Here is a 25,674-nt window from a genome sequence, read left to right as displayed (position 1 = left end):
TAACCATCAAATCCCCTATCTTTTATCTTATGTGATTAAACGCAGCGTGCTACCCATTCTTGTCGCCAACACATCCAATCTTAGACCGATCTGCTCTTTAAGCTCGGTAACATGAGAGATGATTCCTATCGTCCGGCCACCTTGCTGAAGATCGATCAGGGTTTGGATCGCTAAATCTAAAGATTCCGGATCCAAACTACCAAAACCTTCATCAATAAACAGAGTATCAAGACGGATACCGCCGCTGTAAGACTGCACCACATCGGACAAACCAAGCGCAAGCGATAAGGCGGCCATGAACGACTCACCACCGGACAAGGTTGCCACATCGCGCCATTTACCGCTGTAGCTATCTTCGACCATCAAATCCAGCCCTGAGCCTACATTACCTTTAGCGCGTTCCTCTTTACGTTTGAGTAAATAGCGGCCTCGGCTCATTTTCATCAGTCGTTGCGAAGCTTGTAGCAAGACATCATCCAGCAAAACGCCAAGCACAAAGCGGTGTAAGCTGACTTTAGCGCCCGTTTTGCCATTCGCAATATCACTTAAGGTACCCACAACCTGATATTCGGCTTCTAGTGCACGATTTTTCTGATACAGATCAGCCAGTTGCTTGGCGACACGTTGCAAACCGTCCATACGCGATTGATGTTGCGTAAACACCTGCAACGCCAGTGCCATTGATTCTTCAGCTTGAGTTACTTTGACAATAAGTGGGGCCAGCTCTGGGCGACTTTTCTCTGCTAATTTACGTGATAAGGCTTGCTGCTCACCACTGAGCATCGCACTGCGCTCTTCATACTGGGCGATTTGGCGCTCAATATTGACGATAGCCTCATCGGTTAAACGAGCGGCAAGATAGGTTGACTCATCGCTAAATCCAGAATGGAGTAACCCTTGCTGCCATGCGCTTGTGGTTTCCTCCTGTTGACTCTGAGACTCACGGTGCGCTTCAATCGCCGCCTGATGAGCCGCCTGCACACTGGCAAACTGCTTTTGCGCCTGCACCCACTGTTCACGAGCCGTATGCTCCGCTTTTTGTAAGATTTCTATTTGGTTCTGCACACGCCCAATCGCGCTTCGTAAAGTATCAAGATCGGGAAGCTCCGGCGGGATTTCTTGGCGCAAACTCGCCAATTCCGCCTGTAACTGAGCCAAAGTCTGCCAAGCTTGTTGCTGGTTTTGATTCTGTTTTTCGAGTGTCATTTTGGTGTGCGCTAACCGCTGCTCCCCCTCTTCAATCTGCCGTTTCAGCAAATCAGGGTTAAGCTGTTGTAGCGCAGCAATGTCACTGTGAAGTATCTGTTGCTGTTCAATTAGCTCGTTCAATAACGCCACTTGCTGCAAAGCTAGCTCACTCGATAAAGTCGTGAGATTTTGCGCTATCTGCTCGGTTTTAAACCCTTGTTGTTGCCAAACATGGAATGCCTCTTGCTGACGCTGCACCCAATCTTGTTGCTGCTGTCTGGCTTGTTCAACTTGAACCTTGGTGACAACGTCACCCGAATATTGCGCTTTATTGGGATGCTCTAAACTGCCGCACACCGGACAAGGTTCATTTTGTGTGAGTGCGAGAGCAAGCTCCGCAGCCCTCTGGGTATGCCAGGCGAACTCCCGTTTATCCGCGGTCAGTTTCGCTTGTTCGGCCTGAGTTTGGATGTGGCGATGTTGCTGTTCAAAGCGCAACACAGCTTGTTGAGCGGTTTGTAATTCATTGAGTAGCGATTGTTCTCGCTCGCGAGCCTGAACTTGCTGCACCAACTGATTCATTCGCGCTTTTTGAACTTCTAAGCGCGTTAATTGGCGCTGTTGCTGTTCCCATTCGAGGCGTTGGTTTTGTAGCTCTTGCTCTAGCTTTTCGCTCGCTTGCTGCAAATTAAGCGCATTTTGTGTCGCCAGTTGCAGTTCACGCTCAGCCTTGGCCACCGCTTGCTGAACATTTTCTTGTGCCAACAATTTTTGCTCAGCACGCTGCCACGTGATGCGTTGCTCGTTTAATTTGGGTACTTCTTCACAGGCTAAACTGGCTTGCTGACTGGCCTGTTGAGCCTGTTGCTGCTGAGCTTTCGCCTGTTGCAACAGAGTCTGCTGCTGCTCAACCTTAAGCTTAGCTTGCTGTAGGTTTTTTTGAGCTTGGTGCCACTGTTGATGGGCGGCGGTTAAACGCGCTGCTTTTTGGGCTTGCTGGCGTTGCTGACGCAGTGTTTCGATGTGCGTGGCCTGCTCTTGGTGAGTAGCGATTTCTACCACCAATTGCTGCTTGCGGATAAATTGCTGTTCTAACTCAAGCGCAGCTTGATAGTGCGCTTTTGTTTCATCCCACTGCTGTTGCTCAACTTTGAGTTGTGATTGCGCATGGGTTAATACTGGGGCCAGTTCGGTCAACTCGGTTTGTAACTGCTCTTCACTTTCCAGTCCGACGACACTTAACGTACCTTTGATCTGCTGATCAAACTCTTCTTTCTCTTTACGAATGCCCGCTGCTCGCTCAAACAGCGCCCGTTCAATTTGGCTGTAGAGCTGGGTTTGAAAAAGCTGACCAAAAATCTGCTCACGCTCTTTTGAATTGGCGGTTAAAAGCTCACGAAACTTGCCTTGAGGCAACACCATGACTTGGCGAAATTGCTTAACATCAAGTCCCATCAATTCGACCACCGCCTTCGCGACAGGATTGGGCTTGTTGGCAATCAGCTCGTTTCCATCCGCTTTCAGTGCAACCAAAGTGGCGGAATGGGATTTCTTCGTCATCCCGTCCCCCCGTTTTTTCGGGATCTCTTGATCGGGCTGACGGGTGATTTGGTAACGCGCCCCCGCCAGCTCAAACTCAAAACTGACTTCGGTGAGACACTCAGGATCCGCGTAATCGCAGCGCATTTGGTCGCCGGTACGCTCACTGCCCGTGGTTTCGCCATACAAGGCGTAGCAAATCGCATCCAGAATCGAGCTTTTACCTGCACCGGTTGCCCCATTGATCAAAAACAGTGGAGCATCACCCAACTTCGTAAAGTCAATCTCTTCTCGTCCCGCAAAAGGGCCGAAAGCTTGTAGAATAAGTTTTAACGGACGCATGTTACATGCCCTCCGCTTTCAGGCGCGCAATCACCTCAATCACCACTTTCTCTTGCTGTTCACTCAGAGGTTCACGTTTCGCCTCAAGGAAAAAATCACGAAACATATCCAATTCCCCTCGTGCCAATCGTGCCTTGCCCATCTCTTGGTCCACACCAATCAACATGCCCGGCTTTTCAAGATGCAGCACATTCGGATAAACCTGACGCAGCTTTTCCATCGGGTCGAGAATGGCATGCTTATCCAAAAGACGTACTAGCAGGTAATCGTCTGCCTGCGGATCGGTGGCTCCCGCCGCAAGAATCGCCTCCAACTCTCCCTCAATAATGCGCATTTGATGAGGCGCGGTGAGAGGAATATGCGTTGCGCTGATAAAACCTTGCGGCCCCAGCTCTACCAAGGTAGCGCCTTTGCTTTGGTGCTGCTCACCGAAGCTGTATTTCATCAATGAGCCAGAGTAACGAATGTGTTCCGCCCCTTTCATCTGCGGCTGGTGTAAATGCCCGAGTGCGACGTAGTCAAAAGGCAAAAAATGGCGATGGTCAACACGATCTGATCCACCAATCGATAACGGCCGCTCAGATTCCGACTCCATCGCGCCATCGACAAAACAGTGGCTGATTAATACGTGACGTTGTGATGGATTGCGCTGAGCAAGAATACTCTCGCACAAAAATTGGTGTGCAGCGTCATGCGTGGTGATGTCGTTGTGATAGTAGTGGCGCACTAACTCTGGGTCGTGATACGGCATTCCCCAGAAAGCGACCTCGCCCGCTTGCGGTGAATGCAGCACAAGTGGCTGCATCATCTGTTCAAAATCAGCAAAGATATGTAAGCCCGAATTTTTCATCTGCTTCGCGGCAAAGCCTAAACGCTTCGCACCATCGTGATTGCCCGGGATCATCAATAAAGGTGTCTTCAACTCGCCACAGATCACGCTGACCACTTCATCCAATAAATCAATCGCCGCCGTGGGTGGAATCGACCGATCATAAATATCACCGGCGACAATCACGGCATCCACCGGATTGTCGCGCAGAAAGTCGATCAGTTGTGCGAGAACGGCGCTTTGATCATCTAATAATGAGACTTGATGAAATTGGCGACCAAGATGCCAATCCGAAGTATGTAGAAACTTCATGCCTTGCCTGTGGGAGGAAACGAAAACTGGCGCATATCATACCTTTATTTTGTTTAAGTGCGCACCTTTAACTGACGTGGAATGAGCTCGATCCCCGTTTGATAACGTTTCGCCGACGCGTTCAGCGCCAAGGCTAATGCGCTATCGGCAATCAATTCAAATTGCTGAGGCAGAGAATTCACTCGGATGGGTAAAAAGTCGAGTAAGCGGTTATCACCAAAGGTCGCTAAGCGAACTTTTTGCATCAATTCTGGCTGCTCAAGCAAAACATCAAGAATGCCTTCAAGGAGCGTATAAGATGTCGCCACCACCGCATCAGGCAACTGATCATTCGCCACCCACTTGGCAAATACTTTACGCCCCTCTTCACGGTTAAAATGCTCACCATAACCTAGCGTGGTTGGTAAACCGCGCTGCTTAACCGCCATGGCAAACCCTTGTTCCCGTTCACGCGACACATTCAGTTCGGGCAGCGCACCCACCAAGCCTACACTGTGTACATCATGAGTGAGCACGGAAGACGTTAATTCAAATGCAGCGCCAAAGTCTTCACTGATCACGCAGGAGAAATACTCATCATCCAAAGCACGGTCAATCGCAATTACAGGCGTTCCGGATTGTTGCAACTTGAGGTAATACTCACTGGCATTCGGAATACCGCTCGCCACAAACAGAGCGTCGATTCGGCGAGAGACTAACGCTTCAGCCGCTGCCATTTCAATTTGTGGATCATCATCCGAACAAGCGATCAAAATTTGGTAGCCAGCTTGCCGCGAGTTCTGTTCAAGTAATTTTGCCAAACGCGCATAACTGGTGTTTTCCAGATCCGGAATGATTAAACCAAACGAGCGGCTATTGCCTGCACGCAATGCCGATGCGGCATGATCCGGCCGGAAATTATACTGCTGCACCACAGCCATCACTTTATGCTGCGTTTTCTCACTGATCCGATATTTCTGCGCCTTGCCGTTGATCACATAACTGGCGGTGGTTTTCGATACGCCAGCTAATTTCGCGATTTCATCCAGTGTCATAAGTGGGTCTCTTTTATGTGCGTCTGATCATAGAACGCGATTTTTGATCCTAGCCTAGTGTTGAATTATAAGCTGAATCGATTCAGTATTAAAGCTGAAAGGATTCAGCAAAAGTACTGTTGATTCACAATCTCACCCACTACACAGGCCAGATTGTGTCGAGTATCCAGCAGCAAGATCGTGAGTATTCGAGGTTTTGCTGAATTTTTTTGCCCTTTGTGCTGAACCGATTCAGCCCAAAGGAAAACGAGACGGGATGAATGACAAGGTATTGCTTCAACTGAAAACCTGCAGCGATACACCACATCCCGCCTATAGAGGCAGACAGGGGTTAAGAATGTTAGAACTCACCACACAAGATATTCAATTGCAGCAACACTTTGCGAATAAGCAAGCTGCGATTCAAGGACTGGCTCACGCATTAACCGCGAAAGGCTTAGTGGCAGAAGGCTATGCGCAAGGTATGCTCAATCGCGAAGCACAGCATTCCACCTATCTCGGTAATGGGATTGCGATTCCCCATGGCACAACCGATACCCGCGAACTGGTTAAACAGACAGGTGTCACCGCCATGCACTTCCCGCAAGGTTTGGATTGGGGAGACGGTAATCTGGTGTATGTAGCCATCGGTATCGCCGCGAAATCAGATGAACACTTGGGCATTCTAAAGCAGCTGACCAAAGTGCTGTCTGCCGATGGCGTTGAGCAAGCGCTCCAGCAAGCCAAAACAGCGCAACAAATCATTGCCATTATCAAAGGTGAAGCCCAGTTAACCGCAGATTTTGACGCTTCGTTGATCCAATTGCAGTTTCCAGCCAGTGATATGGTGCAAATGAGCGCTGTCGCGGGGGGGTTGTTGAAAAACACGGGCTGCGCAGACAATGAATTTGTTGCCGATCTAGTCACTAAAGCACCGACTCATCTGGGACGCGGTTTGTGGTTAGTAGCCAGCGATCGCGCAGTAAAACGGACTGGGATGTCGATTGTCACTACGGCCAACCATTGTGAATATGAGCAACAACCGGTGAAAGCGCTGATTGCGTTTTCGGTGTGTAATGACGTCCACCAGCCTCTGCTTAACACCATTACTCGGTGCGTGTTTGAGCAAAAACAAGATCAACTCTTGCAGGCCGATGTTCAGCAACTGCTTAATCTGTTTAGCGGCAATGCTGACCAAACCATCGCTCAGCAAACAATAGCTGGGGAAACGATAGCCGCAGAAACGGTGGAGGAGCCTGATTCTTCTCGCGCTCATACGGCGACTTTCCGCATTAAAAATAGCCATGGTTTGCACGCTCGTCCCGGTGCGATGTTAGTCGCCGAAGCCAAGAAGTTTGAATCGAATATCCGTGTGTCTAACCTGGATGGCGATGGTCAAGTCGTCAATGCCAAAAGCTTGATGAAAGTGATTGCGCTGGGCGTAAAACACAATCATCAGTTGCAGTTCACCGCAGAAGGCCCAGATGCAGAAGCCGCGCTGCAAGCGCTAGGCGCAGCGATCAATGCTGGCTTAGGCGAAGGTTAAGGGGCATCACATGACAAAAAAAGTGGTCACCATCACCTTAAATCCAGCGCTCGATTTAACGGGCAGTGTAAACCAGCTTAACGTTGGCTCAGTCAGCTTAGTTGGCCAAAGTTCACTGCATGCTGCGGGCAAAGGGGTAAACGTTGCCAAAGTACTCAGTGAACTTGGCGCACAAGTGACAGTCACGGGCTTTCTTGGCCGAGATAATCAAGAACTCTTCTGCCAACTGTTTGAGCAGTTGGGCGTACAGGATGCGTTTATTCGCATCGCGGGAGCGACGCGCATTAACGTCAAACTGGTTGAACAAAACGGCGCAGTCAGTGACATCAATTTTCCCGGTATTCAGGTGACGGAAGCGGATATTGAGGCTTTCGAAGCGACCTTACAGCGTCTAGCACAAGATCATGATTATTTCGTGCTCGCGGGCAGTTTGCCACAAGGTATCTCACCACAGCGCTGCGCTGGGTGGATTGCCCAACTGCGCAGCATGAATAAAAAGGTGCTGTTTGACAGCAGCCGCGATGCGCTGTTGGCAGGATTGGATGCCAAACCTTGGCTGATTAAACCCAATGATGAAGAGCTTTCTCAATGGTGTGGTCGTGAGCTCACTACCCTAACCGACTGCCAGCAAGCCGCCGCCGAACTTGCTCAAAAACAGATTGAAAACATTGTTATTTCGATGGGGGCCGAAGGCGTGATGTGGCTGCATGAAAACCAATGGTTGCATGCAAAACCACCCAAAATGCAGGTGGTGAGCACAGTCGGCGCAGGCGATACGCTGGTTGCTGGTCTATGCTGGGGACATATGCAACGTATGGAAAAAGAATCTTTGCTCCGTTTCGCAACGGCCTTGTCTGCACTTGCGGTAACCCAAGTCGGCGTTGGTCTTGGTGATTGGGAGCAACTCAATACCCTACAACAACAAATTCAAGTATCCGCACTCCATCCTACGATGGGTGCCTAAGGACAGAAGGTCGTGAAGATGAAAATAGCCATTGTAACCGCATGCCCAAGTGGCGTTGCCAATAGCATTATTGCAGCGGGTTTACTGCAGCAAGCCAGTAAAACGTTAGGGTGGGAAGCCTATATCGAATGTCACTCAACAGTGATTGCAGGCCACACCTTAAGCGAAGAGGAAATCAATAAAGCCGATCTGGTCATACTGGCCGCTAACGGCGAGATTGATATGCAGCGTTTTGTCGGTAAAAAAGTCTACCAAAGCCCTATTACTGCCTGTACTTCCGATCCCGTCGGTTACCTTAAGCAAGCCGCAGAACAAGCGACTGAACTCAGCTCCGAGCAGGCAACACGCTGTCACTCCCCCGCCACAGCGCCTGTTTCTGCCAAAAAAATCGTCGCCATTACTGCTTGCCCAACGGGGGTTGCACACACCTTTATGGCAGCGGAAGCATTAGAAGCGGAAGCAACACGTCAAGGCCATCAGATCAAAGTTGAAACGCGTGGTTCAGTCGGTGCTAAAAACCAACTGACGGAGCAAGAAATTGCTGCCGCCGATCTAGTGATCATCGCGGCCGATATTGATGTTCCTCTGGATCGCTTCAATGGTAAAAAACTCTACAAAACCAGTACTGGCCTCGCGTTGAAGAAAACCGCGCAGGAGCTCAGTAATGCCTTTGCGCAAGCGAAAACTTTCTCAGGCTCTGCCAACAGCGCGACTAACGAGAAAGCAGAAGAGAAAAAAGGCGTGTATAAACACTTGATGACGGGCGTATCGCACATGCTGCCTGTCGTGGTCGCTGGCGGTCTTATCATCGCGCTCTCTTTCGTATTTGGTATTGAAGCGTTCAAAGAAGAAGGCACTTTAGCTGCTGCTTTAATGCAGATTGGCGGAGGTTCAGCATTTGCGCTGATGATTCCGGTGCTTGCTGGCTACATTGCATTTTCTATTGCCGATCGTCCGGGACTGGCTCCGGGGTTGATTGGCGGTATGCTCGCAAGCTCAACGGGCGCCGGTTTCCTTGGCGGTATCGTTGCAGGTTTCCTCGCGGGTTACAGCGCCAAATTTATTGCCGATAAAGTGCAACTGCCTCAATCGATGGCCGCGCTAAAACCGATTTTGATCATCCCGTTTATTACCAGCTTATTTACCGGATTAGTGATGATTTACGTCGTGGGTGGCCCTATGTCGAGCATCATGAGCGGCATGACCAGCTTCCTAAACAACATGGGATCAACCAACGCGATTTTGCTCGGTATTGTGCTTGGTGCCATGATGTGTTTCGACTTAGGTGGCCCAGTGAACAAAGCCGCATACACCTTCGGCGTCGGCTTACTCGCCTCACAAACTTATGCGCCAATGGCCGCAATCATGGCGGCAGGCATGGTGCCAGCATTGGGTATGGGCTTAGCGACCTTTATCGCGAAAGACAAGTTTGAAGCGGGAGAGCGCGAAGCAGGAAAAGCCTCTTTTGTTCTGGGCCTATGCTTTATCTCTGAAGGTGCGATTCCTTTTGTCGCCAAAGATCCAATGCGTGTGATCCCAGCCTGTATGGTGGGTGGAGCCGTGACAGGCGCACTCTCGATGCTATTTGGCGCGAAATTGATGGCGCCACACGGCGGTCTGTTTGTGCTCTTGATCCCGAATGCGATAAACCCAGTGCTGCTGTACTTGGTCGCGATTGCTGTCGGTACGGCTATTACCGGTTTTGGCTACGCTATGCTGAAAAAGTCGGCACAAGCCAAAGCGGTCGCGGCTTAATCTGAGCGCGCGGTGAAAGGCGTACTTAGTGGCATAAATGCTCAGTGAAATGAAAAAGCCAGTGGAATTCCACTGGCTTTTTGTACCTAAAGAGCATTTTTATTCCTAAAGGACTTAGAATGGCGAACCTAAAATGGCTTCTCCATGAACGTAGATTCCCTATGTGCATGGGTGAGCGGAACATAGCCAACACCTTAACTGCCTCAAGTTAGGCGAGAACATTCGGACTATTTTTTAGGGCTTGGATGTTTGGGTTGAATATAGTGACGAGAGACATCCACCACCGCGACATCTTTAAAGAAGCTACGCCCCAGTAGCAGTGGATAAGTTAAGTGCGTGCGGTCGGTCAAAGTAAACTCCGTTTGTTCTTTCAAATCACCAATTTGGATCCATGCCACCACAACGGCTCTACGCTGTGCTTCCTCGGCACTCGATTGACGAATTCTCACCCAACGTTCGACAGGTAAACTAAGTTCCTCACTACGGACGTTGTCGTGCTCAATACGAAATTTCACCCAATCCTGTCCACCGCGTTCAAAAGGCACAATATCTACTGCGCTGATCGATGACGTCGTCGCGCCAGTATCAATTCGCGCTTTAAAACTCTCTTTTAAGCCTGGCAGATAGACCCACTCTTTATCGCCTAACACAATCTTGCCATCGGAGCTCTTGGTCGCCGTGGAGAAATCGTCTTTCTCTTCAAACGAGTGTGCAGGCTCAAGCAAGGGCAAAGTCTCGACCAGAGGAGCATTAGGATCGACGATCTCTTCAGGCACAGTTGCCGCTGGCTGAGTTTGTGTCTCCACCACCTCAGGCACTTGCACGGGTGTAGACACAGGATTGGTAGCGCAAGCCACCAATCCACTACTTAACATTAACGGTACTAACAACTTCAGTGGTTGACTCATACTTTCACCTAATCAAATACCACCCTTCCTGATTGGGCATATTGCTGTCATCTTCATTTACGACACATGAATAATAGCATTGGCCACATAAGGAATGTCTTTTTCGGTCAGCCCTGCGATATTAATTCGTCCATCTGCGACACCATAAATCGCAAACTCTTCACGCAGCCTTCCCATCTGCTCTGCACTGAATCCCAGTACAGTAAACATGCCTCTATGGCTCTCAATGAAGTCGAATTGTCGCGTATTGTGTTGATTTCTCAACTCATTACACAAATTTTTGCGCAGAGTTAACAAACGTTGCTGCATTTCACTCAACTCTTGTTTCCAAATTGCCGTGAGCTGCTCATCTCTTAACACCGTTTTGACGAGAGCAGCACCGTGATCGGGTGGCATAGTGTAAGTGGAACGCGCTAAGGTCAGCATTTTGCCTCGTGCATTGGTCACCTCTTGCTGATTTTTCCCGATCACAATCGCCGCTCCCGTACGCTCACGGTACAAGCCGAAATTCTTAGAGCAGGATGTCGTGATCAGCATCTCTTCCATGCGCTCAGCCATGTAACGCAAACCCTGTGCATCTTGCTCTAAGCCGTCACCAAAACCTTGATAGGCGATGTCGACGAAAGGAATAAAGCCGTTTTTCTGAGCCAACTCAGTGATCGCTTGCCACGCAGAAAAATCAATATCGGCACCTGTCGGGTTATGACAACAACCATGCAGTAACACCACATCTTTTGTTCCCGCTTGTGCCAGATCAGCCAACATTTGTTCGGTATCCACCATTTTGGTTTCACGACTGAAATAACGGTAGTAGCGTACTTTCAGACCAGCCGCTTCCATCACGGGCTTGTGGTTTACATAACTAGGATCGGTGATCCACACGGTAGTATCCGGTTGTGCCACGCGCATTAAATCCCCCAGCATACGCAGCGCGCCGCTGGCTCCCGGAGTCTGGATTGCAATCGTGCGCTCCTTATCCAAGGTTGAACCTAATACGAGCTGCATCATGCTCTGGTTGAACTCTTCACAACCAGCAAGGCCGACATAAGATTTGGTTTTTTGGCTTGCCACCACTTTATCTTGCGCCAGCGCAACGGCACGCATGATGGGCGTTTCGCCAAGACTGTTTTTATAAACGCCGATTCCTAGATCCACTTTTTGTGGACGAGGATCATTGCGAAAGGCGACGGAGAGAGAAAGTATTGGATCTAAAACTGGTGCTGGTAAATGAGTAAACATGAAAGTCACAACCCTTTGAAATTCAGGTAACAACTCACAAAGTAAACCAGATAAGAGAAAACCGAAAGGGATTTTTTGTTCTCAGTCGCACCTTAAACACTAGAGCGCTGAGAACAAGAATTTACAAGGTAAAACGGTGAATCACTTGATTAGCACTGCCCCGCCACTCTAGCCCCGGATCAGCCTGCTCTTGGATAAATTTGCCATCCACCAGCACATCAATGTATGGCAGTAAAGCTTGTTGGCTATCATCCAATTCCGCCAAGGTATATCCCGTCCACAGCCAAATATCTTTATCTGGGCACTCGGCTTTTACCCGCTGCACAAGCTGTAACACCGCTGATAAATTGGCAGGATGCATCGGGTCGCCACCCGAGAGCGATAGTCCACGGCGTTTGATGCGTGTGTCTTTCAAGTCCGCAATGATTTTATCTTCCATCTCTTGGGTATAGCGATGTCCAGACGACAGTGACCACGTGCTTTGGTTATAACATCCTTTACATTGATGAACGCAACCGGAGACAAACAGCGTGCAGCGTGTCCCCGGCCCGTTAACCACATCAATCGGATAATATTGATGGTAATTCATACTGTTACAGGTGTTTTACCCGACGTTTGACTTCTTCTTGCTTACCGACATTAAATGGACGTGCATCTGGGCTGCCCAAATAGCCACATACTCGACGCGTCACTGAGACTTTGGTCGGCTCATGATTGCCACATCGCGGGCAAACAAACCCTTTACTGGTACAGTCAAATTCGCCCGTAAATCCACATTCATAACATTCATCGATTGGCGTATTGGTCCCGTAATACGGCACGCGGTGATAACTGTAATCCCATACGTTTTCGAGCGCTTCTACGTTACGTTGCATGTTCGGAAATTCGCCGTAGCAGATAAATCCACCGCTCGAAATTTCCGGATACGGCATTTCAAAATCGATCTTGTCGTACGGATTCACCTTCTTCTGAACATCCAAATGGAAGCTGTTGGTGTAGTAACCTTTATCCGTCACCCCTTCCACCACGCCAAATTGCTTGGCATCAATCCGGCAGAATCGGCTACACAGGTTTTCACTTGGCGTGCCATACAGACTGAACGCGTAACCGGTCTCTTTTTTCCACTGCTCAACCGCGTTGCGCAGATGTTGAATGATTTTCACGGCTTCTTCGCGCAGTTGCACATCATCATAAACATGCTTTTGCTGGCCAAACAGCGCCATGATGGTTTCATGTACACCGATATAACCCAATGAAATAGAAGCACGGCCATGTTTGAAAATATCCGCAATCGAATCATTCGCTTTCAAACGTACACCACACGCACCTTCCATATATAGGATTGGCGCAACACGTGCTTTCACATTTTCCAAGCGGTTAATCCGAGTATCTAATGCGCGGCGAGCAAGTTTCAGTTTGTCATCCAACAGAGCATAGAATTTGTTTATATCGCCTTTCGCCTGCAAGGCAATGCGTGGCAGGTTCAAGCTTACAACGCCGAGATTATTACGCCCTTCATGGATCAACTCCCCATTTTCCTCATAAGGATTTAGGAAAGAGCGGCATCCCATCGGGGTTTTGAATGAACCCGTCACTTCAACCACTTTGTCGTAGTTGAGAATATCTGGGTACATGCGTTTAGAAGCACACTCTAACGCGAGCTGCTTAATGTCGTAATTAGGATCTTCTGCTTTATGGTTGAGTCCATCTTTAATAGCAAACACCAGTTTCGGGAATACCGCAGTTTTACGGTTTTTACCCAAACCTGCGATGCGATTTTTCAGGATAGATTGCTGGATCAAGCGCGATTCCCAGCTTGTGCCCAGACCAAATCCAAAAGTCACAAACGGTGTTTGCCCATTCGCGGTATGCAGCGTGTTGACTTCATACTCCAACGATTGGAAAGCGTCATAGCACTCTTTTTCCGTGCGCGCTTTAGCAAACGCTTCAGGGCTGTGAATATCCCATTCACGGGCAATCTCTAAATGCTTTTCGTAGCTTGCTGTCACATAAGGAGCCAGTACTTCATCAATCCGGTTGATGGTAGTGCCACCATAAATATGGCTCGCGACTTGAGCAATAATTTGCGCGGTAACTGCCGTTGCGGTTGAAATTGACTTAGGCGTGTCAATTTCAGCATTACCCATTTTAAACCCATGAGTCAGCATGCCTTTTAAGTCAATCAACATGCAGTTAAACATCGGGAAGAAAGGCGCGTAATCCAGATCATGATAATGAATATCGCCCGATTCATGAGCTTGCACCACATCGCGTGGCAAAATTCGCGTTTTGGCATAATGCTTGGCGACAATACCCGCCAACAAATCGCGCTGAGTCGGGATCACTTTGCCATCTTTATTGGCGTTTTCATTGAGCAGATCCGCATTGCTTTCTTGGATCAGACCTTCGATTTCTTTGGTCAGCTTGCTCTGCTTCTCACGCGCGACATCGCGATCATGGCGATATTCAATGTATGAACGAGCTAATGCTTTGTACGGGCCTTGCATTAGCTCGTTCTCTACTAAGGTTTGAATCTCGGCGATGTGTACCTCATCGTAATCACGCAGCTTGAGTTCAACGGCTAATGCCACATTGAGTGCGTAGATAGCGATTTCCTGATCGGCATATTCCGCAGCACTTTCTACAGCAGCTTGGATACGATCCCTGTTGAATGGCGCTTTTGAGCCATCACGTTTGATTACGATAGGTTTCACCTTCTCTCCTTACCCAGCATACTCACAGAGTTATCCACAAATACACTATATAGGGCTAATTTTTCTGCGACTGACACTATATGTTGTGGCGTATTTAACGAAATGCATCAAGTGAGAGTATTGATTTAGATCAATGAAAACCGACCAATGAACAAGATCAATGCGATCTTATTGGGGAAGATCTCAAACCAGAAAGAAACCTTGAAAATTACTATTTTTGTGATTTTAGTAACTGAACTAAAGAAAGTTTGAGCAGGCTTATTGCTGCTGTTGAGTTACCGCGGCAAATCGATTGTTAAACCAAGAATGCGTTCAGAGATTTAACGTCTTAGATACGGATTAACTTCTCAATTTTTTGGGACTTCATCTGAAATTTCTATCGACAGATAGTTTCAGATGAAAAAAGAGCGCCATTACAGCGCCCTCTCATTTCAAGCTTTTTTACAGTTGCACGTTGACTGCTGGGAAATCAATGTCTGTACCTGCTACGTGGTTTGCATAGTTTGTGAAGGTATTCGCACTGACTTGAGCTAATACTTCAAAGACGAGCCCTTCATCAACTCCTTGCTTACGCGCAGCTTCCAATTGTTCATCCGTAATCACGCCACGCTGTTTTACCAGAGAGACTGCCAATTGCACTAAGGCATTATCCAATCCATTCGCAGCTGTACCTTGACGAGCAGTGAGGATCTGCTCATCAGATAAACCTGTGCTACGGCTAATCATGGTATGTGCAGACAAGCAGTATTGGCACGCATTAGCTTGACCAACGGCTAGTGCAATGAGCTCGCGCTGCTTTGCGGTTAAGCGACCTTGGCTTAGCGCTTCGCTGAATGCCAAATAAGCATTCAATACCGTTGATGAGTGCGCCACCGTCGCATAAAGATTCGGGACCATACCGATTTTTTGTTTGATCGCATTCAATGTTACAGCGGCTTCACCTTGTGGCTGAGATACAGGGGTAATACGGCTCATGATAAGCTCCTTATTGATTTTGTGATTTGTGTTTCAGTGAATTAACGCTATCTATATTGACACAATGAAAAATACGAATTATCACTAAAAATCCACAAATTCATACACTACGTCTTATCTTATGGATGCTCTATCAACCCTAATTCAACATGCAGCGCCAAAAGCCAGCTTGTTTTTCTCTGGTAATCTTTGTCAAAGTACAGAAAGCGTAGATTACGGCAACGCAGGACAACTCCACTTATTACGCAGTGGCGAGTTGGCTCTTCATCAAACGGGTAGTTCCACCTTGCTACTTAGCGAACCCACACTGATCGTATACCCTCGCGGCAGGCATCATCGTTTACAACCTATGCATTTCAGTGGATGCGATTTGGTTTGTGCTCGCTTAACGTTTCGAGATTCCCCCCTATTTCGTGCGTTACCGGATGCATTAATTATTCCGCTTGCACAGCTTGATGGGTTAACCCCAACCATCAACCTGCTATTTGAAGAAGCATTTTCTCAACGTTACGCCCACACTGCAGTGGTGGCGAGTTTATTGGATCTCCTCCTCCTGCTGCTTTTGCGTCATCTGGTTGAACACCATTTATGTGAATCAGGCTTGTTGGCTGCAATGACAGATCCAAAGCTCGCCAAGTCCATTGAAGCCATTCACGCTAGCCTCGATACTCCGTGGACCATTGCGGAATTAGCCAACTTGGCTGGTATGTCTCGGGCTCAGTTCGCAGCACGGTTTCATCAAGTGATCGGCCAGCCACCGCTAAGTTACGTGACAGAGTCACGCTTATTACTGGCGAAACAGCTCTTGCTCGCAGGGCAACCGATAAAGTTTATTGCTTTAGAAGTGGGGTACAGCGGTGGCGTAGCATTTTCTCGCGCATTCGAGCGCCAGTTTGGTTTAACGCCAACACGTTGGCTACAACAGCACAAGCAAAATAGCAGCGAGGTTATTGAACCCGCAGAGTGAATCGCAGGTTCAATAACGAACGCCGAGAATATTAGAAACTACTGAATATCTAACTTATTGAGTAAAGAAGGGTAGCCCCAGCCATCATGGCCAACCTCAATACTTTCTCCTGTTAAATACTCATAAAGTGTAGGAGCCAAAGATCCATTTTGTTCCGATTGTAGTGCAATCGCATTAGGCCCAATCGGCTTACCCCAGAATCCCAAAAACGCATCTTTTTCTAAGTAGCTTTCACCAGCGTGTCGTCCCGGAACTTTGGTGTTGTATCCGACGCCCTGTTTAGGGAAGAGATTCATCGTGCCGGCACGATCTTCTTCATAAAGTGCCGCAAGCTGATTCACAGAGTCAGGACGAAGAGTGAAGCGGGTTAGCTGCCGCCATTCCTGCTCATCACACCAAGTCGCTATGTTCGCTTCTTCAGCACGATAGAGACATTTGTCCACCAACTGCGCGAACTCTTCAAGAGCCTTTGCTTGAGGCTTAGGTAAATATGGATTCAGTTGCTGTAGCTGTAATAGCTGAGGTTGGCCTTGCTGTGACGTGTAAAAACGCTTATTACCCACTAGGCGTATGATTTCATCCAAGCGCTGACCTTCACGCATGCCGATCACCCGCACAGCACAATCATCCACAGTGCAGGTTTTCTCTCTAACCACTAAGTAATCCAAGCTATCCCCTAAACGAACAAGGCTTTCACTGACAATATCAAGGGGTTTATCACTCCCTTTGGGTTGCCACTGGGTCAATTCTTGATAAATAGGTTGTGTTGCCCACCCTGCCGCTGAATTAAAGAAATCGAGCATGAAGTTACCTCCGGCAGTCGAGGCCACCACAACATCAATCTTCTGATAACTGGGCGCATTAAGAGCATTGGTTAATTTCGGCCCCTCTCCTTCATCGGAGGAAATTTTCTCCAGCGCAATCTTAATCCCCAGATCTTTTTGTAATGACTCAAAAATTTTACGTTCTGGATTTAAGGTGCCGTAAACGGGAGCTAAACCGTGATCGCCCGCCATTCCCCATAAAGTACGCTCATAAATTCCAGCTTTTTTGTATGCGGCTTCTGTTTCTCTCAACCAGTAATCTAAGCGATTCAATTCTCCCGTTGGCATGATCACCTCATCGCTAAACGGTCCAGCGAAATGGGCAAAATGATCGGGCCAAGGATTATAAATCAGCGTGTAATCTGGCATGCCAAAGATGTCCCACTCAGCATATTCAGCCAGTTGTTGCTCAAGGCGCTGCTTTAATGTCGCTCGCGCCAATAACATCCATTTCGACGAATTTTGGTAAGCGGTGATCTGCTCAATTAATTTCGCTCTTAATGCGGTAAGTTGACGTTCCACCTCCGCCCTTTCATTTAATTCTCGCAAACAACGTTTTTCACCGAAATCACGTAGAGCTTCGCCAGCACCAAGATTCACCAGTCCATCGTAGGTAGTGTGTGCATTCCAATCGTACTGAGCGTTACAGTTGAGTGTTTTCAAGTAATCTAGGCGATCGAACATTGTCTTCACACCTCGTTCATTGACCAAGCGATCGAGCTGCAAAGCATCGTTGCCAAAAAAGTAGTAAGCGCGATCTGCTTGACGATCAACGAAGTGAAAATTGGGAATACCAGTGCCACCAAGCCCAGAAACCTTAGCGCCGGTTTTGATGATAGGTAAATTACGCACACTGATTGTCGGTGTCGAAGAAATACCAACTTGCACAATGGTTGGACGATAATGTTGATAAAGCTGTTTGAAGAAGGGCAAATAGTAAGGATCTTGATAATTTTGCTCAGCCAAGGTAGAGAGGAAACGGATTTGTTGCTTATGCTCTAGCGGCTCAATCAGCGTTGAATGCTGGTCTTTTTCAGCTTGTTGATGTTCTGCATGGACTTGTTTGATAAAGGGGTTTTCTGGGTGAACAAGCCCTTCAATCAAGCCTTGCTGCAAACCATCCACTGTCACTTGTACCGCAAAACGGCGCTGCTGTTGTGAAGTTAAAAAAGTGACTAATTGCTCAGGGTCACTATCCAATGTTTTTTTTAACCACTCTTTTAAACGCGCTGTGCGCTCTTCCTGATAAAGAAATTGTCGATATCCTTTCAGTACATTCAAACGTACAAAATCAATTAGGCTAACCGTAATCGCTTGCGCTTTGTTGTTCACTTTATTGGCGTTTTCTGGTTTCGCATCTTCTAGAACCGACAGAAGTGCATGTTTCATCTCCCCCTCATCCATGCCGTTGGCGGTTTGACGCAGAATATCCACGACAAGTGGTTGAATTTTTGAGACTAAGGCTTTATCAGCAGGCGTATCCGACAAGTACTGGTAGTGGGAAGGCAGTTGTTTGAGATCACGCCACTCACCAATCTGTACTAAAGCGTCATACAAGGTCACCATAGTCGCGATAAATTGATTATCGACTTTAATTCCTTCTTGGTGAGCTTGATCTTTACTATGTTGCGTTTGTTCTGTGACAACAGACTTGCCAAGCTGAAACAAACTATGTTCAAACCCCTTTAAGGCTAGCTCATCATACACAGTGGATAAATAATTTTTGAATTGATCTTCCGTTGTCATGCCGGTGTAACGGTCATAATACTGATAAAGAAAATATCCTAACGGGATTGCATAACTGGGATCGGAAATTTGCTTTATGACTCGCGCTTTCGTTTTTACGTCCAATGGTAAGGTGAGGATATAACTATCCAAAGTGAGGCCAGCGATAGTAAACAGCGCGGTATCGCGTGTTAATCGAGTTGAATAACTCAACGAGTTGGTGATTTGATGCTTAAAAACATGCGCCGAGTTATATACGCCCCCCACGAGAGGTATTGATTCCACTGCTGCATTTACTGAAAAGGGCAAACATCCCAAAATAGCCATTATTGAGAGTCTTTTATATTGATGAGATGCGTACATAATCTTTCCTATTTCAGTTTGATAATGCATCAATTTAAAGGTTAAAGCGCTTGAAAAACCAACACTCTGCCTTCGATAACATAATGAATCAACACATGTTTCGTAATTCTGACTCTATATCTCTTTATTCTTGAAACATTTTCCGGTCACACCATTTTGTGCAGTAAGGCGAATTGAAATGCGTAAAGCGAGTGTGTTGATTGATGAAAACGGTGAACTTTTACTCAATGAATAAATAACGTTGCAAAGCAGCAATGCGCGTCACTGAACAACGGTTCGAAAACGACTATGAGATACAAACTATTTAATTAACTTCAAAATGGTGCTGAATTCACGAACTCGACAATCTTGCACCAATTCATAAAGGCACATCTCTACACCAGTTATGGCTACATCTTGCTGAATCAGTTTATTGATCGCTAATTCTTTATTGACTTGAGTTCGAGAGGATATGCAGTCAACGACCAAGTGCACATCGTAACCTATCAGCTTTAAATGGCTGGCGGTTTGATAAACGCAAATATGAGCTTCAATCCCCGCTACCAACCATGATTGGCAGCCCGACTCCTGAATCGCACGCATGAAATTGGATTCTACACAGGCATCAAACGTGTATTTTTTTATGCGCTTAACATTAGGGAGGAGCTCACGCAATTCTTCAACCGTTTCTCCGAGTTTCTCCGGATTCTGTTCTAACCAGAGTATTGGCATGTCTAAAGCCTGTGCACCTAAGATCAACGCCTGACAATGCTTTATGAGTAGATCACTCTCTGACACTATACGAGCCAGCTTACCTTGAATATCAATCAGAATAAGTCCTGTATCTTCTTTGCTGAGCATTTCGAATCCTTCTTTAACAAAAAAACGTCAAGCGACCATGTAAACAGTAAAACTCCGACGCCCATATCAAATACAACTTGATGAATAATCTACAATAAGACTTTTTAAAGTTCTGTGATCATCAAAATTCTATTCATTCATATTCACTACCATCATGGGGGTAACCTGATGAAGTTTATACCATTTGCCGTAGCCTGCTTGAGCGTAAGCTCACTCGTTCAAGCGTCAAGCCCAGCAAAACCGTTTGCACAAACCATTTATCTGGGTGGAGACATCATCACCGTTAATGAAGCAGCACTCACCGTTGAAGCTCTAGCCGAAAAAAATGGTCGCATTTTAGCTCTTGGTAATGAATCTGAAATTATGAAACTCCGTGATGCGAATACCAAGATCGTGAACTTAAATGGCAAAACCATGATACCGGGCTTTATCGATGGACACGGGCATGTTTTCAACACTGGGATTCAAGCCCTGTCTGCCAATTTGTTAGCTGCGCCAGATGGAGACGTAAAAGATGTTCAATCGTTGCAACAAGAGCTAAAAGCATGGATGAACAAAACCAATAATGCTAAACACGGTATTGTTATCGGTTTTGGTTATGACGATTCACAATTGGCAGAACAAAGACACCCTACCCGCCAAGAGTTAGATGAAGTATCCCAAGACCTTCCTATCCTGATCATTCATCAATCTGGACATTTGGCGACTTTAAATACGAAAGCATTACAACTCGCTGGAATTCAAACCGATAGCAAAGATCCTGAAGGGGGAAAAATCCGTCGTGAAGCGGATGGCAAAACGCCCAACGGCGTTTTAGAAGAGACCGCATTTTTTGGTATGCTGCTCCCACTTTTTTCTAAACTCAATGATCAGGAAAATGAGGTCATCTTCAAAGCAGGCATGAAGCTCTATTCCAGTTTTGGGTATACAACAGCTCAAGAAGGCCGCGCCTCCAGTTCCGCAGTAAAAACCATGTATAACCTAGCTCAAAGGAATAAGCTGCCGATTGATGTCGCGGCTTATCCAGATATTCAAATTGCGCAGGATGTGATCACTCCTCCCTACTACGCAAACCAATATGCCAATGGCTTTCGGGTTGCTGGAGCAAAACTCAATCTTGATGGTTCTCCACAGGGCAAAACAGCTTGGTTAACTCAGCCTTACTTAGTTCCCCCCGCAGGGCAGCCAGCAAACTACAAAGGCTACCCGAGCATGAGCGATGAAAAAGCGACGGAATACATTGAGTTAGCCCAAAAAAATGGTTGGCAATTATTAACCCACGTGAATGGTGATGCGGCAATTGATCAATTAATCAAAGGGATTGAAGCCAGCGAGAAAAAATACGGAAAACCAGACAGAGGATTTGTTGCCATACACGCTCAAACAGCACGTAAAGATCAAGTGGAAAGCTTCAAACGTTTAGGAATATTCCCTTCATTTTTCCCCATGCATACCTTTTATTGGGGGGACTGGCATATGGATTCAGTGCTTGGTGGAGTAAGAGCACAAAACATATCTCCCACCGGTTGGGCTCGTGATTTGGGGATGATCTACACCTCTCATCATGATGCACCTGTTGCTCTTCCCAATTCAATGCGTGTTTATTCTGCAACCGTAAATCGGATCAGTCGCACAGGAAGAGTGCTAGGGCCAAAACAGAAAGTCTCTACGCTTGATGGCCTAAAAGCTCAAACACTCTGGGCAGCAATTCAATATAAAGAAGAGAACAATAAAGGCTCACTCGAAGTAGGCAAATTGGCTGATCTGGTTATCCTGTCAGATAATCCACTAAACGTTGCCCCAGAAACACTAGCCGATATTCAGGTACTGGAAACGATAAAAGAAGGTAAAACAGTGTATAAACGCGATGAACAGACCAATGCTCTTGTTGGCAGTTGTGCAGACTCACCGCGTTGTCAGGCCATCGCAACAACGGCGATGATTTCAACCGGTATGCTGCACCACTCACATTAACTTTCAACTTTTCATCCGGCAGATAGAAGGTTTACCCTCTATCTGCCTACTGTTCATACAAAATGGTGGTTTGGGAGCTGAATTACATATCAAAGCCAGTTTATCCTTAAATAAAAGGCTATATATTTCATTTGTTCCCAGATAATCTTCACACTATAAATCTTGAATATAAATAAAATCCATAAAAATACATTCTTTATTTTTTCTATTTTTATCTATATCTACCACTAAGCCATTCAATCCATCAAAAAAATATAGATTTATTTGTTTTTTGTAAGGAAGCAGCTCAAGCTTTATGATTCTACCCCTTATTTTGTAGATTTTAACTCCTGACAAGTCAGTCCATAAAAATTTAATAACATTATCTCTAACACGATAAACAATCCCTTTTTTGTCTATAACTAGAACTGTTTTTCTTAAATAAAAAATACGTATTACGTTTATAAATAATACTATTAAAAACAATGCAACACTAAAGTTTTTTAGACTGATAACAAATTCATCACCCATGTCAACATTAATAACCATTGAGGTTAGATAAGCCCCAAAAGGCCAAAAAAGTGCAATAAAAAATGGCTCAGCTCCTTTTTTTAAAAGAAACTTCTTTGAAACATGGTACACCATAAACTACCTTACCATTTAAAATAATGAGCAATACTCTCGATAATTATTTTTTAGAAAAGTGAGTGTCATATCAATTCACTCACTTTTCCGATCTGGGTTACCTTCTGCTTCTTACAATTTGATAACGCCTTGATATGTATTCGAAGGGAATACTCCAAATATGAACTAATCTGCAGAATGGGAAAATAAGGAATATCGTCATTCCCAATATCATATGAATGCGAAATATAAAACTGACACCATCTAAGTTATTTGCCGCTCCAGATTGAAATGTCACGACATCTTGCGCCCAACCAACTAATTTCATCATTGCACTGCCATCCAAGTGCTGTGCAGAAAAAGGAATAGTCAATACACCTAAGCATGCTTGAATCACAAGCAGGGTAAGGATCAATATATCAGCAAAAGATGACGTTGCACGAACCCGAGCATTCGTCAAGCGTCGTCTAAGTAACATTGCGCCTCCTACTATGGTCATCATTCCGAACACACCACCAGCGATCATCGCAAGCAACTGTTTTGTGGTTAATGATAGGAATGATTCATAGACCCAATGAGGCGTTAACATTCCAAAAAAATGCCCGAGAAATATCCCTATAATACCGACATGAAAGAGCCCAGAAGCTAACCGCATATTAGTATTATCTAAAATTTGACTAGACCCTGCACGCCAAGTGTATTGGCCATAGTCATATCTTACCCAACTACCTATCAAGAATACGGAACCAGCGATATAGGGATAGATATTAAAAAAGAAACCATTTAAGAAACTCATTGCTGCACTCCATGAATATCACTAATGTTTAAATACTGTGGCGAAACATTATTTAAAAATCGCCTTTGATGCTGATTTTGTAATGCGGAGTTACAACCTTCTTCACCCAAAAATCGGACTTGCTCTTCTTCCCAAACAGCATCTAAGGCTTCATGTGTATAATCCTCATTTTCGTTGGATACTTGTTGATGCAATGCTGCTGAGTCTATATTTTCTTCCGAAAGCTCTAATAAAACCTCAAATAATTCAAAGTAATCACTGTTTCTTTTTTTTAATCGCTCAGATAAAAGCGCTAAAATTGGCACGATGTTTTTTAGGCTTTCTTTAGCATCTTTTATATTTAACTGAGATACATATTCCAAATATCTAGGCAAATAGTCAGGAAGTTCACCGACATTAATATGCAAACCTATTGCTTCATATTGATTCATCAAATCAATCATTGCTTGCCCTCTATCTCTTGACTCTCCATGTACATGTTCAAATAAGAGAAGGGATAGTGAACTACCTCGATCAAACAAATCAACATAATTAGATTGTGCATCCATTAGTTCTAAATCTAAAATTTTGCTGATAAATTTCACCAGTGTTTTCTTTTGATTAAAGTTTAATTCATCGCAATATTTTACGATACCGATCAATTCATGTGGATAATCCCAAGCGTCGCAGCTGGGATAATCTAATAAAACAGAAATTAATCTGAGAGATTTCAACTCCATTATTTATCTCCTATCGTCTTTGCGGTGATATCTATCGAATTGATGCGCTGACTATTGAATAGATTGATTCGGCTATCATCACCGCCATGACATCCATTACCAAAACTAAACCCACAGCTTTTGGCTTCTGGAAAAGCTTCACGCGCGAGTTCTCGATGACTCGACGGGATGACAAATCGATCTTCGTAATTGGCAATTGCCAGATAGCGATACATTTCTTCCGCTTGCTGTGCAGTTAAGCCAACCTGCTCCAAAGCGCTGGTGTCGATTTCTCCATCAACCGATTCAGCACGCTTGAAATGTCGCATCGCCAACATTCGTTTTAGCGCCCTCAATACTGGAGCTGTATCACCCGCAGTCAAAAGATTTGCAAGGTATTGCACTGGGATTCTTAAGCTTTCAATATCTGGCAGAACTCCATTTTTACCAACATATCCTGCATCCAACGCAGACTGAATTGGTGACAAAGGTGGCACATACCAAACCATTGGCAAAGTGCGATATTCAGGGTGTAGAGGTAGCGCAAGTTTCCAGTCAATTGCCATTTTATAAACGGGTGACTTCTGCGCTGCCTCCAATACATTTTCCGTAATACCTTGTTTGAGCGCCTCTTCAATAACCGCGGGGTCATTCGGGTTTAAAAAAATATCTAGCTGATTTTGGTAGAGATCCGTCGTTTCTTCCGCGGATGCTGCCTGCTCAATTTTATCTGCATCGTATAGAATCACACCTAAATACCGAATACGCCCTACGCAGGTTTCTGAGCACACGGTCGGCTGGCCTGATTCAATTCTTGGGTAACAGAAGATACATTTTTCTGATTTCCCGCTCTTCCAATTGAAGTAAATCTTTTTGTATGGACACCCTGTCAAACACATTCGCCATCCACGACATTTGTCTTGATCAATGAGCACAATGCCATCTTCTTCCCGTTTATATATCGCGCCACTTGGGCAAGTCGCTACACAAGCGGGGTTTAGACAGTGTTCGCATAAACGCGGTAAATACATCATGAATGTATTTTCAAACTGGCCATACATCTCCTTCTGCATATTATTGAAATTCTGATCGGCAGAGCGTTTTGAGAATTCACCACCCAGTATTTCTTCCCAGTTTGGTCCTTTCTCTACTTTATCCATTCGCTGCCCAGTGATCAGAGAACGAGGGCGAGCGATAGGCTGATGCTGACCTTGCGGCGCATTTTGTAAATGCTCGTAGTCGAAAGTGAACGGCTCATAGTAATCATCTATGGTTGGCATGTCGGGGTTATTAAACAGCTTCGCCAATACGCCAATTTTGCTACCCATTTGGGGTTCAAGTTTCCCTTTAATATTGCGAATCCATCCCCCTTTCCACTTCTCTTGGTTTTCCCAATCACTTGGATATCCTGTGCCAGGCTTGCTCTCAACGTTGTTAAACCACGCGTATTCCATACCTTCGCGGCTAGTCCAAACATTTTTGCAGGTAACTGAACAGGTATGACATCCGATGCATTTATCTAGGTTCAATACCATGCCGACTTGTGAACGAATTTTCATA

The 25,674-nt window shown here is 46.0% G+C and carries 19 protein-coding genes; 5 read left to right on the top strand and 14 right to left on the bottom strand.

Going from position 1 to position 25,674, the window contains the following annotated elements; all coding sequences use genetic code 11:
* Positions 1–27 precede the first annotated feature (27 nt).
* Genes CEQ48_RS05240 through cra form a run of 3 tightly spaced genes read right to left on the bottom strand, consistent with a single transcriptional unit; the run spans position 28 to position 5,244 of the window.
* Complete coding sequence (locus CEQ48_RS05240; RefSeq protein WP_089070506.1) at positions 28–3,069, bottom strand: AAA family ATPase; 3,042 nt, start codon at positions 3,067–3,069, stop codon at positions 28–30.
* 1 nt (position 3,070) lies between these two features.
* Positions 3,071–4,210 (bottom strand): exonuclease SbcCD subunit D, encoded by a 1,140-nt coding sequence (locus CEQ48_RS05235; RefSeq protein ID WP_089070505.1) that lies wholly within the window; start codon positions 4,208–4,210, stop codon positions 3,071–3,073.
* A 53-nt stretch (positions 4,211–4,263) separates the two neighbouring features.
* A complete protein-coding gene (cra, locus tag CEQ48_RS05230; protein ID WP_089070504.1) occupies positions 4,264–5,244 on the bottom strand; it encodes a catabolite repressor/activator in 981 nt (326 codons plus the stop codon).
* Between the two features lie 337 nt (positions 5,245–5,581).
* Between cra and fruB the strand changes: the two genes are divergently transcribed.
* The 3 genes from fruB to fruA are packed head-to-tail and all read left to right on the top strand — an operon-like array spanning position 5,582 to position 9,488.
* Positions 5,582–6,769 (top strand): fused PTS fructose transporter subunit IIA/HPr protein, encoded by a 1,188-nt coding sequence (gene fruB / locus CEQ48_RS05225; RefSeq protein ID WP_089070503.1) that lies wholly within the window; start codon positions 5,582–5,584, stop codon positions 6,767–6,769.
* 10 nt (positions 6,770–6,779) lie between these two features.
* Positions 6,780–7,733, top strand: coding sequence for a 1-phosphofructokinase (pfkB, locus tag CEQ48_RS05220; protein WP_089070502.1), 954 nt, complete (start codon positions 6,780–6,782; stop codon positions 7,731–7,733).
* An 18-nt stretch (positions 7,734–7,751) separates the two neighbouring features.
* Positions 7,752–9,488 (top strand): PTS fructose transporter subunit IIBC, encoded by a 1,737-nt coding sequence (gene fruA / locus CEQ48_RS05215; protein WP_198301094.1) that lies wholly within the window; start codon positions 7,752–7,754, stop codon positions 9,486–9,488.
* 227 nt (positions 9,489–9,715) lie between these two features.
* Here the strand turns inward: fruA and CEQ48_RS05210 are convergent, their stop codons facing one another.
* The 5 genes from CEQ48_RS05210 to CEQ48_RS05190 form a co-directional block, all read right to left on the bottom strand.
* The gene (locus CEQ48_RS05210; RefSeq protein WP_089070500.1) at positions 9,716–10,396 is read right to left on the bottom strand and encodes an ATP-dependent zinc protease family protein; all 681 of its coding nucleotides are present in this window, start codon (positions 10,394–10,396) and stop codon (positions 9,716–9,718) included.
* Between the two features lie 57 nt (positions 10,397–10,453).
* On the bottom strand, positions 10,454–11,635 hold the full coding sequence (locus CEQ48_RS05205; RefSeq protein WP_071178050.1) for an amino acid aminotransferase: 1,182 nt from the start codon (positions 11,633–11,635) through the stop codon (positions 10,454–10,456).
* A gap of 121 nt (positions 11,636–11,756) precedes the next feature.
* Complete coding sequence (nrdG, locus tag CEQ48_RS05200) at positions 11,757–12,224, bottom strand: anaerobic ribonucleoside-triphosphate reductase-activating protein (protein ID WP_089070499.1); 468 nt, start codon at positions 12,222–12,224, stop codon at positions 11,757–11,759.
* A gap of 4 nt (positions 12,225–12,228) precedes the next feature.
* Positions 12,229–14,349 carry an anaerobic ribonucleoside-triphosphate reductase gene (gene nrdD, locus CEQ48_RS05195; protein ID WP_089070498.1) on the bottom strand — a complete coding sequence of 707 codons (2,121 nt, stop codon included), beginning with the start codon at positions 14,347–14,349 and terminating at the stop codon, positions 12,229–12,231.
* A 441-nt stretch (positions 14,350–14,790) separates the two neighbouring features.
* Positions 14,791–15,324: a carboxymuconolactone decarboxylase family protein gene (locus CEQ48_RS05190; protein ID WP_089070497.1), complete on the bottom strand. Its 534-nt coding sequence runs from the start codon at positions 15,322–15,324 to the stop codon at positions 14,791–14,793.
* 121 nt (positions 15,325–15,445) lie between these two features.
* Between CEQ48_RS05190 and CEQ48_RS05185 the strand changes: the two genes are divergently transcribed.
* Positions 15,446–16,291, top strand: coding sequence for an AraC family transcriptional regulator (locus CEQ48_RS05185; RefSeq protein ID WP_001961797.1), 846 nt, complete (start codon positions 15,446–15,448; stop codon positions 16,289–16,291).
* A 38-nt stretch (positions 16,292–16,329) separates the two neighbouring features.
* Here the strand turns inward: CEQ48_RS05185 and CEQ48_RS05180 are convergent, their stop codons facing one another.
* Both CEQ48_RS05180 and CEQ48_RS05175 read right to left on the bottom strand, forming a co-directional pair.
* The gene (locus CEQ48_RS05180; RefSeq protein WP_198301141.1) at positions 16,330–19,107 is read right to left on the bottom strand and encodes an alkaline phosphatase family protein; all 2,778 of its coding nucleotides are present in this window, start codon (positions 19,105–19,107) and stop codon (positions 16,330–16,332) included.
* A gap of 396 nt (positions 19,108–19,503) precedes the next feature.
* Positions 19,504–20,043: an isochorismatase family protein gene (locus CEQ48_RS05175; protein WP_089070495.1), complete on the bottom strand. Its 540-nt coding sequence runs from the start codon at positions 20,041–20,043 to the stop codon at positions 19,504–19,506.
* 168 nt (positions 20,044–20,211) lie between these two features.
* Between CEQ48_RS05175 and CEQ48_RS05170 the strand changes: the two genes are divergently transcribed.
* Positions 20,212–22,017 (top strand): amidohydrolase, encoded by a 1,806-nt coding sequence (locus CEQ48_RS05170; protein ID WP_089070494.1) that lies wholly within the window; start codon positions 20,212–20,214, stop codon positions 22,015–22,017.
* A 153-nt stretch (positions 22,018–22,170) separates the two neighbouring features.
* On the opposite strand, the gene CEQ48_RS05165 is transcribed toward CEQ48_RS05170, so the two are convergent.
* From CEQ48_RS05165 to narH, 4 genes are all read right to left on the bottom strand, one after another.
* A complete protein-coding gene (locus CEQ48_RS05165) occupies positions 22,171–22,641 on the bottom strand; it encodes a hypothetical protein (protein WP_089070493.1) in 471 nt (156 codons plus the stop codon).
* Positions 22,642–22,738: 97 nt separating this feature from the next.
* Positions 22,739–23,416, bottom strand: a complete 678-nt coding sequence (narI, locus tag CEQ48_RS05160) for a respiratory nitrate reductase subunit gamma (RefSeq protein WP_089070492.1) — start codon at positions 23,414–23,416, stop codon at positions 22,739–22,741.
* Entirely contained in the window at positions 23,413–24,135 is a 723-nt protein-coding gene (narJ, locus tag CEQ48_RS05155; RefSeq protein WP_089070491.1) for a nitrate reductase molybdenum cofactor assembly chaperone, read from the bottom strand. Before narJ ends, narI begins: the two co-directional genes overlap by 4 nt.
* Complete coding sequence (gene narH / locus CEQ48_RS05150; protein WP_089070490.1) at positions 24,135–25,673, bottom strand: nitrate reductase subunit beta; 1,539 nt, start codon at positions 25,671–25,673, stop codon at positions 24,135–24,137. Before narH ends, narJ begins: the two co-directional genes overlap by 1 nt.
* Position 25,674: the final 1 nt, after the last annotated feature.

Origin of the sequence: Vibrio tarriae, from assembly GCF_002216685.1 — a bacterium.
Lineage (GTDB): Bacteria > Pseudomonadota > Gammaproteobacteria > Enterobacterales > Vibrionaceae > Vibrio > Vibrio tarriae.
The sequence above is the reverse complement of the archived record's forward strand: the minus strand, read 5'-3'. Positions and strand labels throughout refer to the sequence as shown.

What these genes read in the sequence shown, in the direction of transcription:
- cra (WP_089070504.1), bottom strand. Translation starts at nt 5,244, where the DNA reads ATGACACTGGATGAAATCGCGAAATTAGCTGGCGTATCGAAAACCACC.
- CEQ48_RS05165 (WP_089070493.1), bottom strand. Translation starts at nt 22,641, where the DNA reads ATGGTGTACCATGTTTCAAAGAAGTTTCTTTTAAAAAAAGGAGCTGAG.
- fruA (WP_198301094.1), top strand. Translation starts at nt 7,752, where the DNA reads ATGAAAATAGCCATTGTAACCGCATGCCCAAGTGGCGTTGCCAATAGC.
- narJ (WP_089070491.1), bottom strand. Translation starts at nt 24,135, where the DNA reads ATGGAGTTGAAATCTCTCAGATTAATTTCTGTTTTATTAGATTATCCC.
- nrdG (WP_089070499.1), bottom strand. Translation starts at nt 12,224, where the DNA reads ATGAATTACCATCAATATTATCCGATTGATGTGGTTAACGGGCCGGGG.
- CEQ48_RS05205 (WP_071178050.1), bottom strand. Translation starts at nt 11,635, where the DNA reads ATGTTTACTCATTTACCAGCACCAGTTTTAGATCCAATACTTTCTCTC.
- pfkB (WP_089070502.1), top strand. Translation starts at nt 6,780, where the DNA reads ATGACAAAAAAAGTGGTCACCATCACCTTAAATCCAGCGCTCGATTTA.
- fruB (WP_089070503.1), top strand. Translation starts at nt 5,582, where the DNA reads ATGTTAGAACTCACCACACAAGATATTCAATTGCAGCAACACTTTGCG.
- narH (WP_089070490.1), bottom strand. Translation starts at nt 25,673, where the DNA reads ATGAAAATTCGTTCACAAGTCGGCATGGTATTGAACCTAGATAAATGC.
- CEQ48_RS05185 (WP_001961797.1), top strand. Translation starts at nt 15,446, where the DNA reads ATGGATGCTCTATCAACCCTAATTCAACATGCAGCGCCAAAAGCCAGC.
- CEQ48_RS05235 (WP_089070505.1), bottom strand. Translation starts at nt 4,210, where the DNA reads ATGAAGTTTCTACATACTTCGGATTGGCATCTTGGTCGCCAATTTCAT.
- CEQ48_RS05240 (WP_089070506.1), bottom strand. Translation starts at nt 3,069, where the DNA reads ATGCGTCCGTTAAAACTTATTCTACAAGCTTTCGGCCCTTTTGCGGGA.
- CEQ48_RS05210 (WP_089070500.1), bottom strand. Translation starts at nt 10,396, where the DNA reads ATGAGTCAACCACTGAAGTTGTTAGTACCGTTAATGTTAAGTAGTGGA.
- CEQ48_RS05175 (WP_089070495.1), bottom strand. Translation starts at nt 20,043, where the DNA reads ATGCTCAGCAAAGAAGATACAGGACTTATTCTGATTGATATTCAAGGT.
- CEQ48_RS05190 (WP_089070497.1), bottom strand. Translation starts at nt 15,324, where the DNA reads ATGAGCCGTATTACCCCTGTATCTCAGCCACAAGGTGAAGCCGCTGTA.
- CEQ48_RS05170 (WP_089070494.1), top strand. Translation starts at nt 20,212, where the DNA reads ATGAAGTTTATACCATTTGCCGTAGCCTGCTTGAGCGTAAGCTCACTC.
- narI (WP_089070492.1), bottom strand. Translation starts at nt 23,416, where the DNA reads ATGAGTTTCTTAAATGGTTTCTTTTTTAATATCTATCCCTATATCGCT.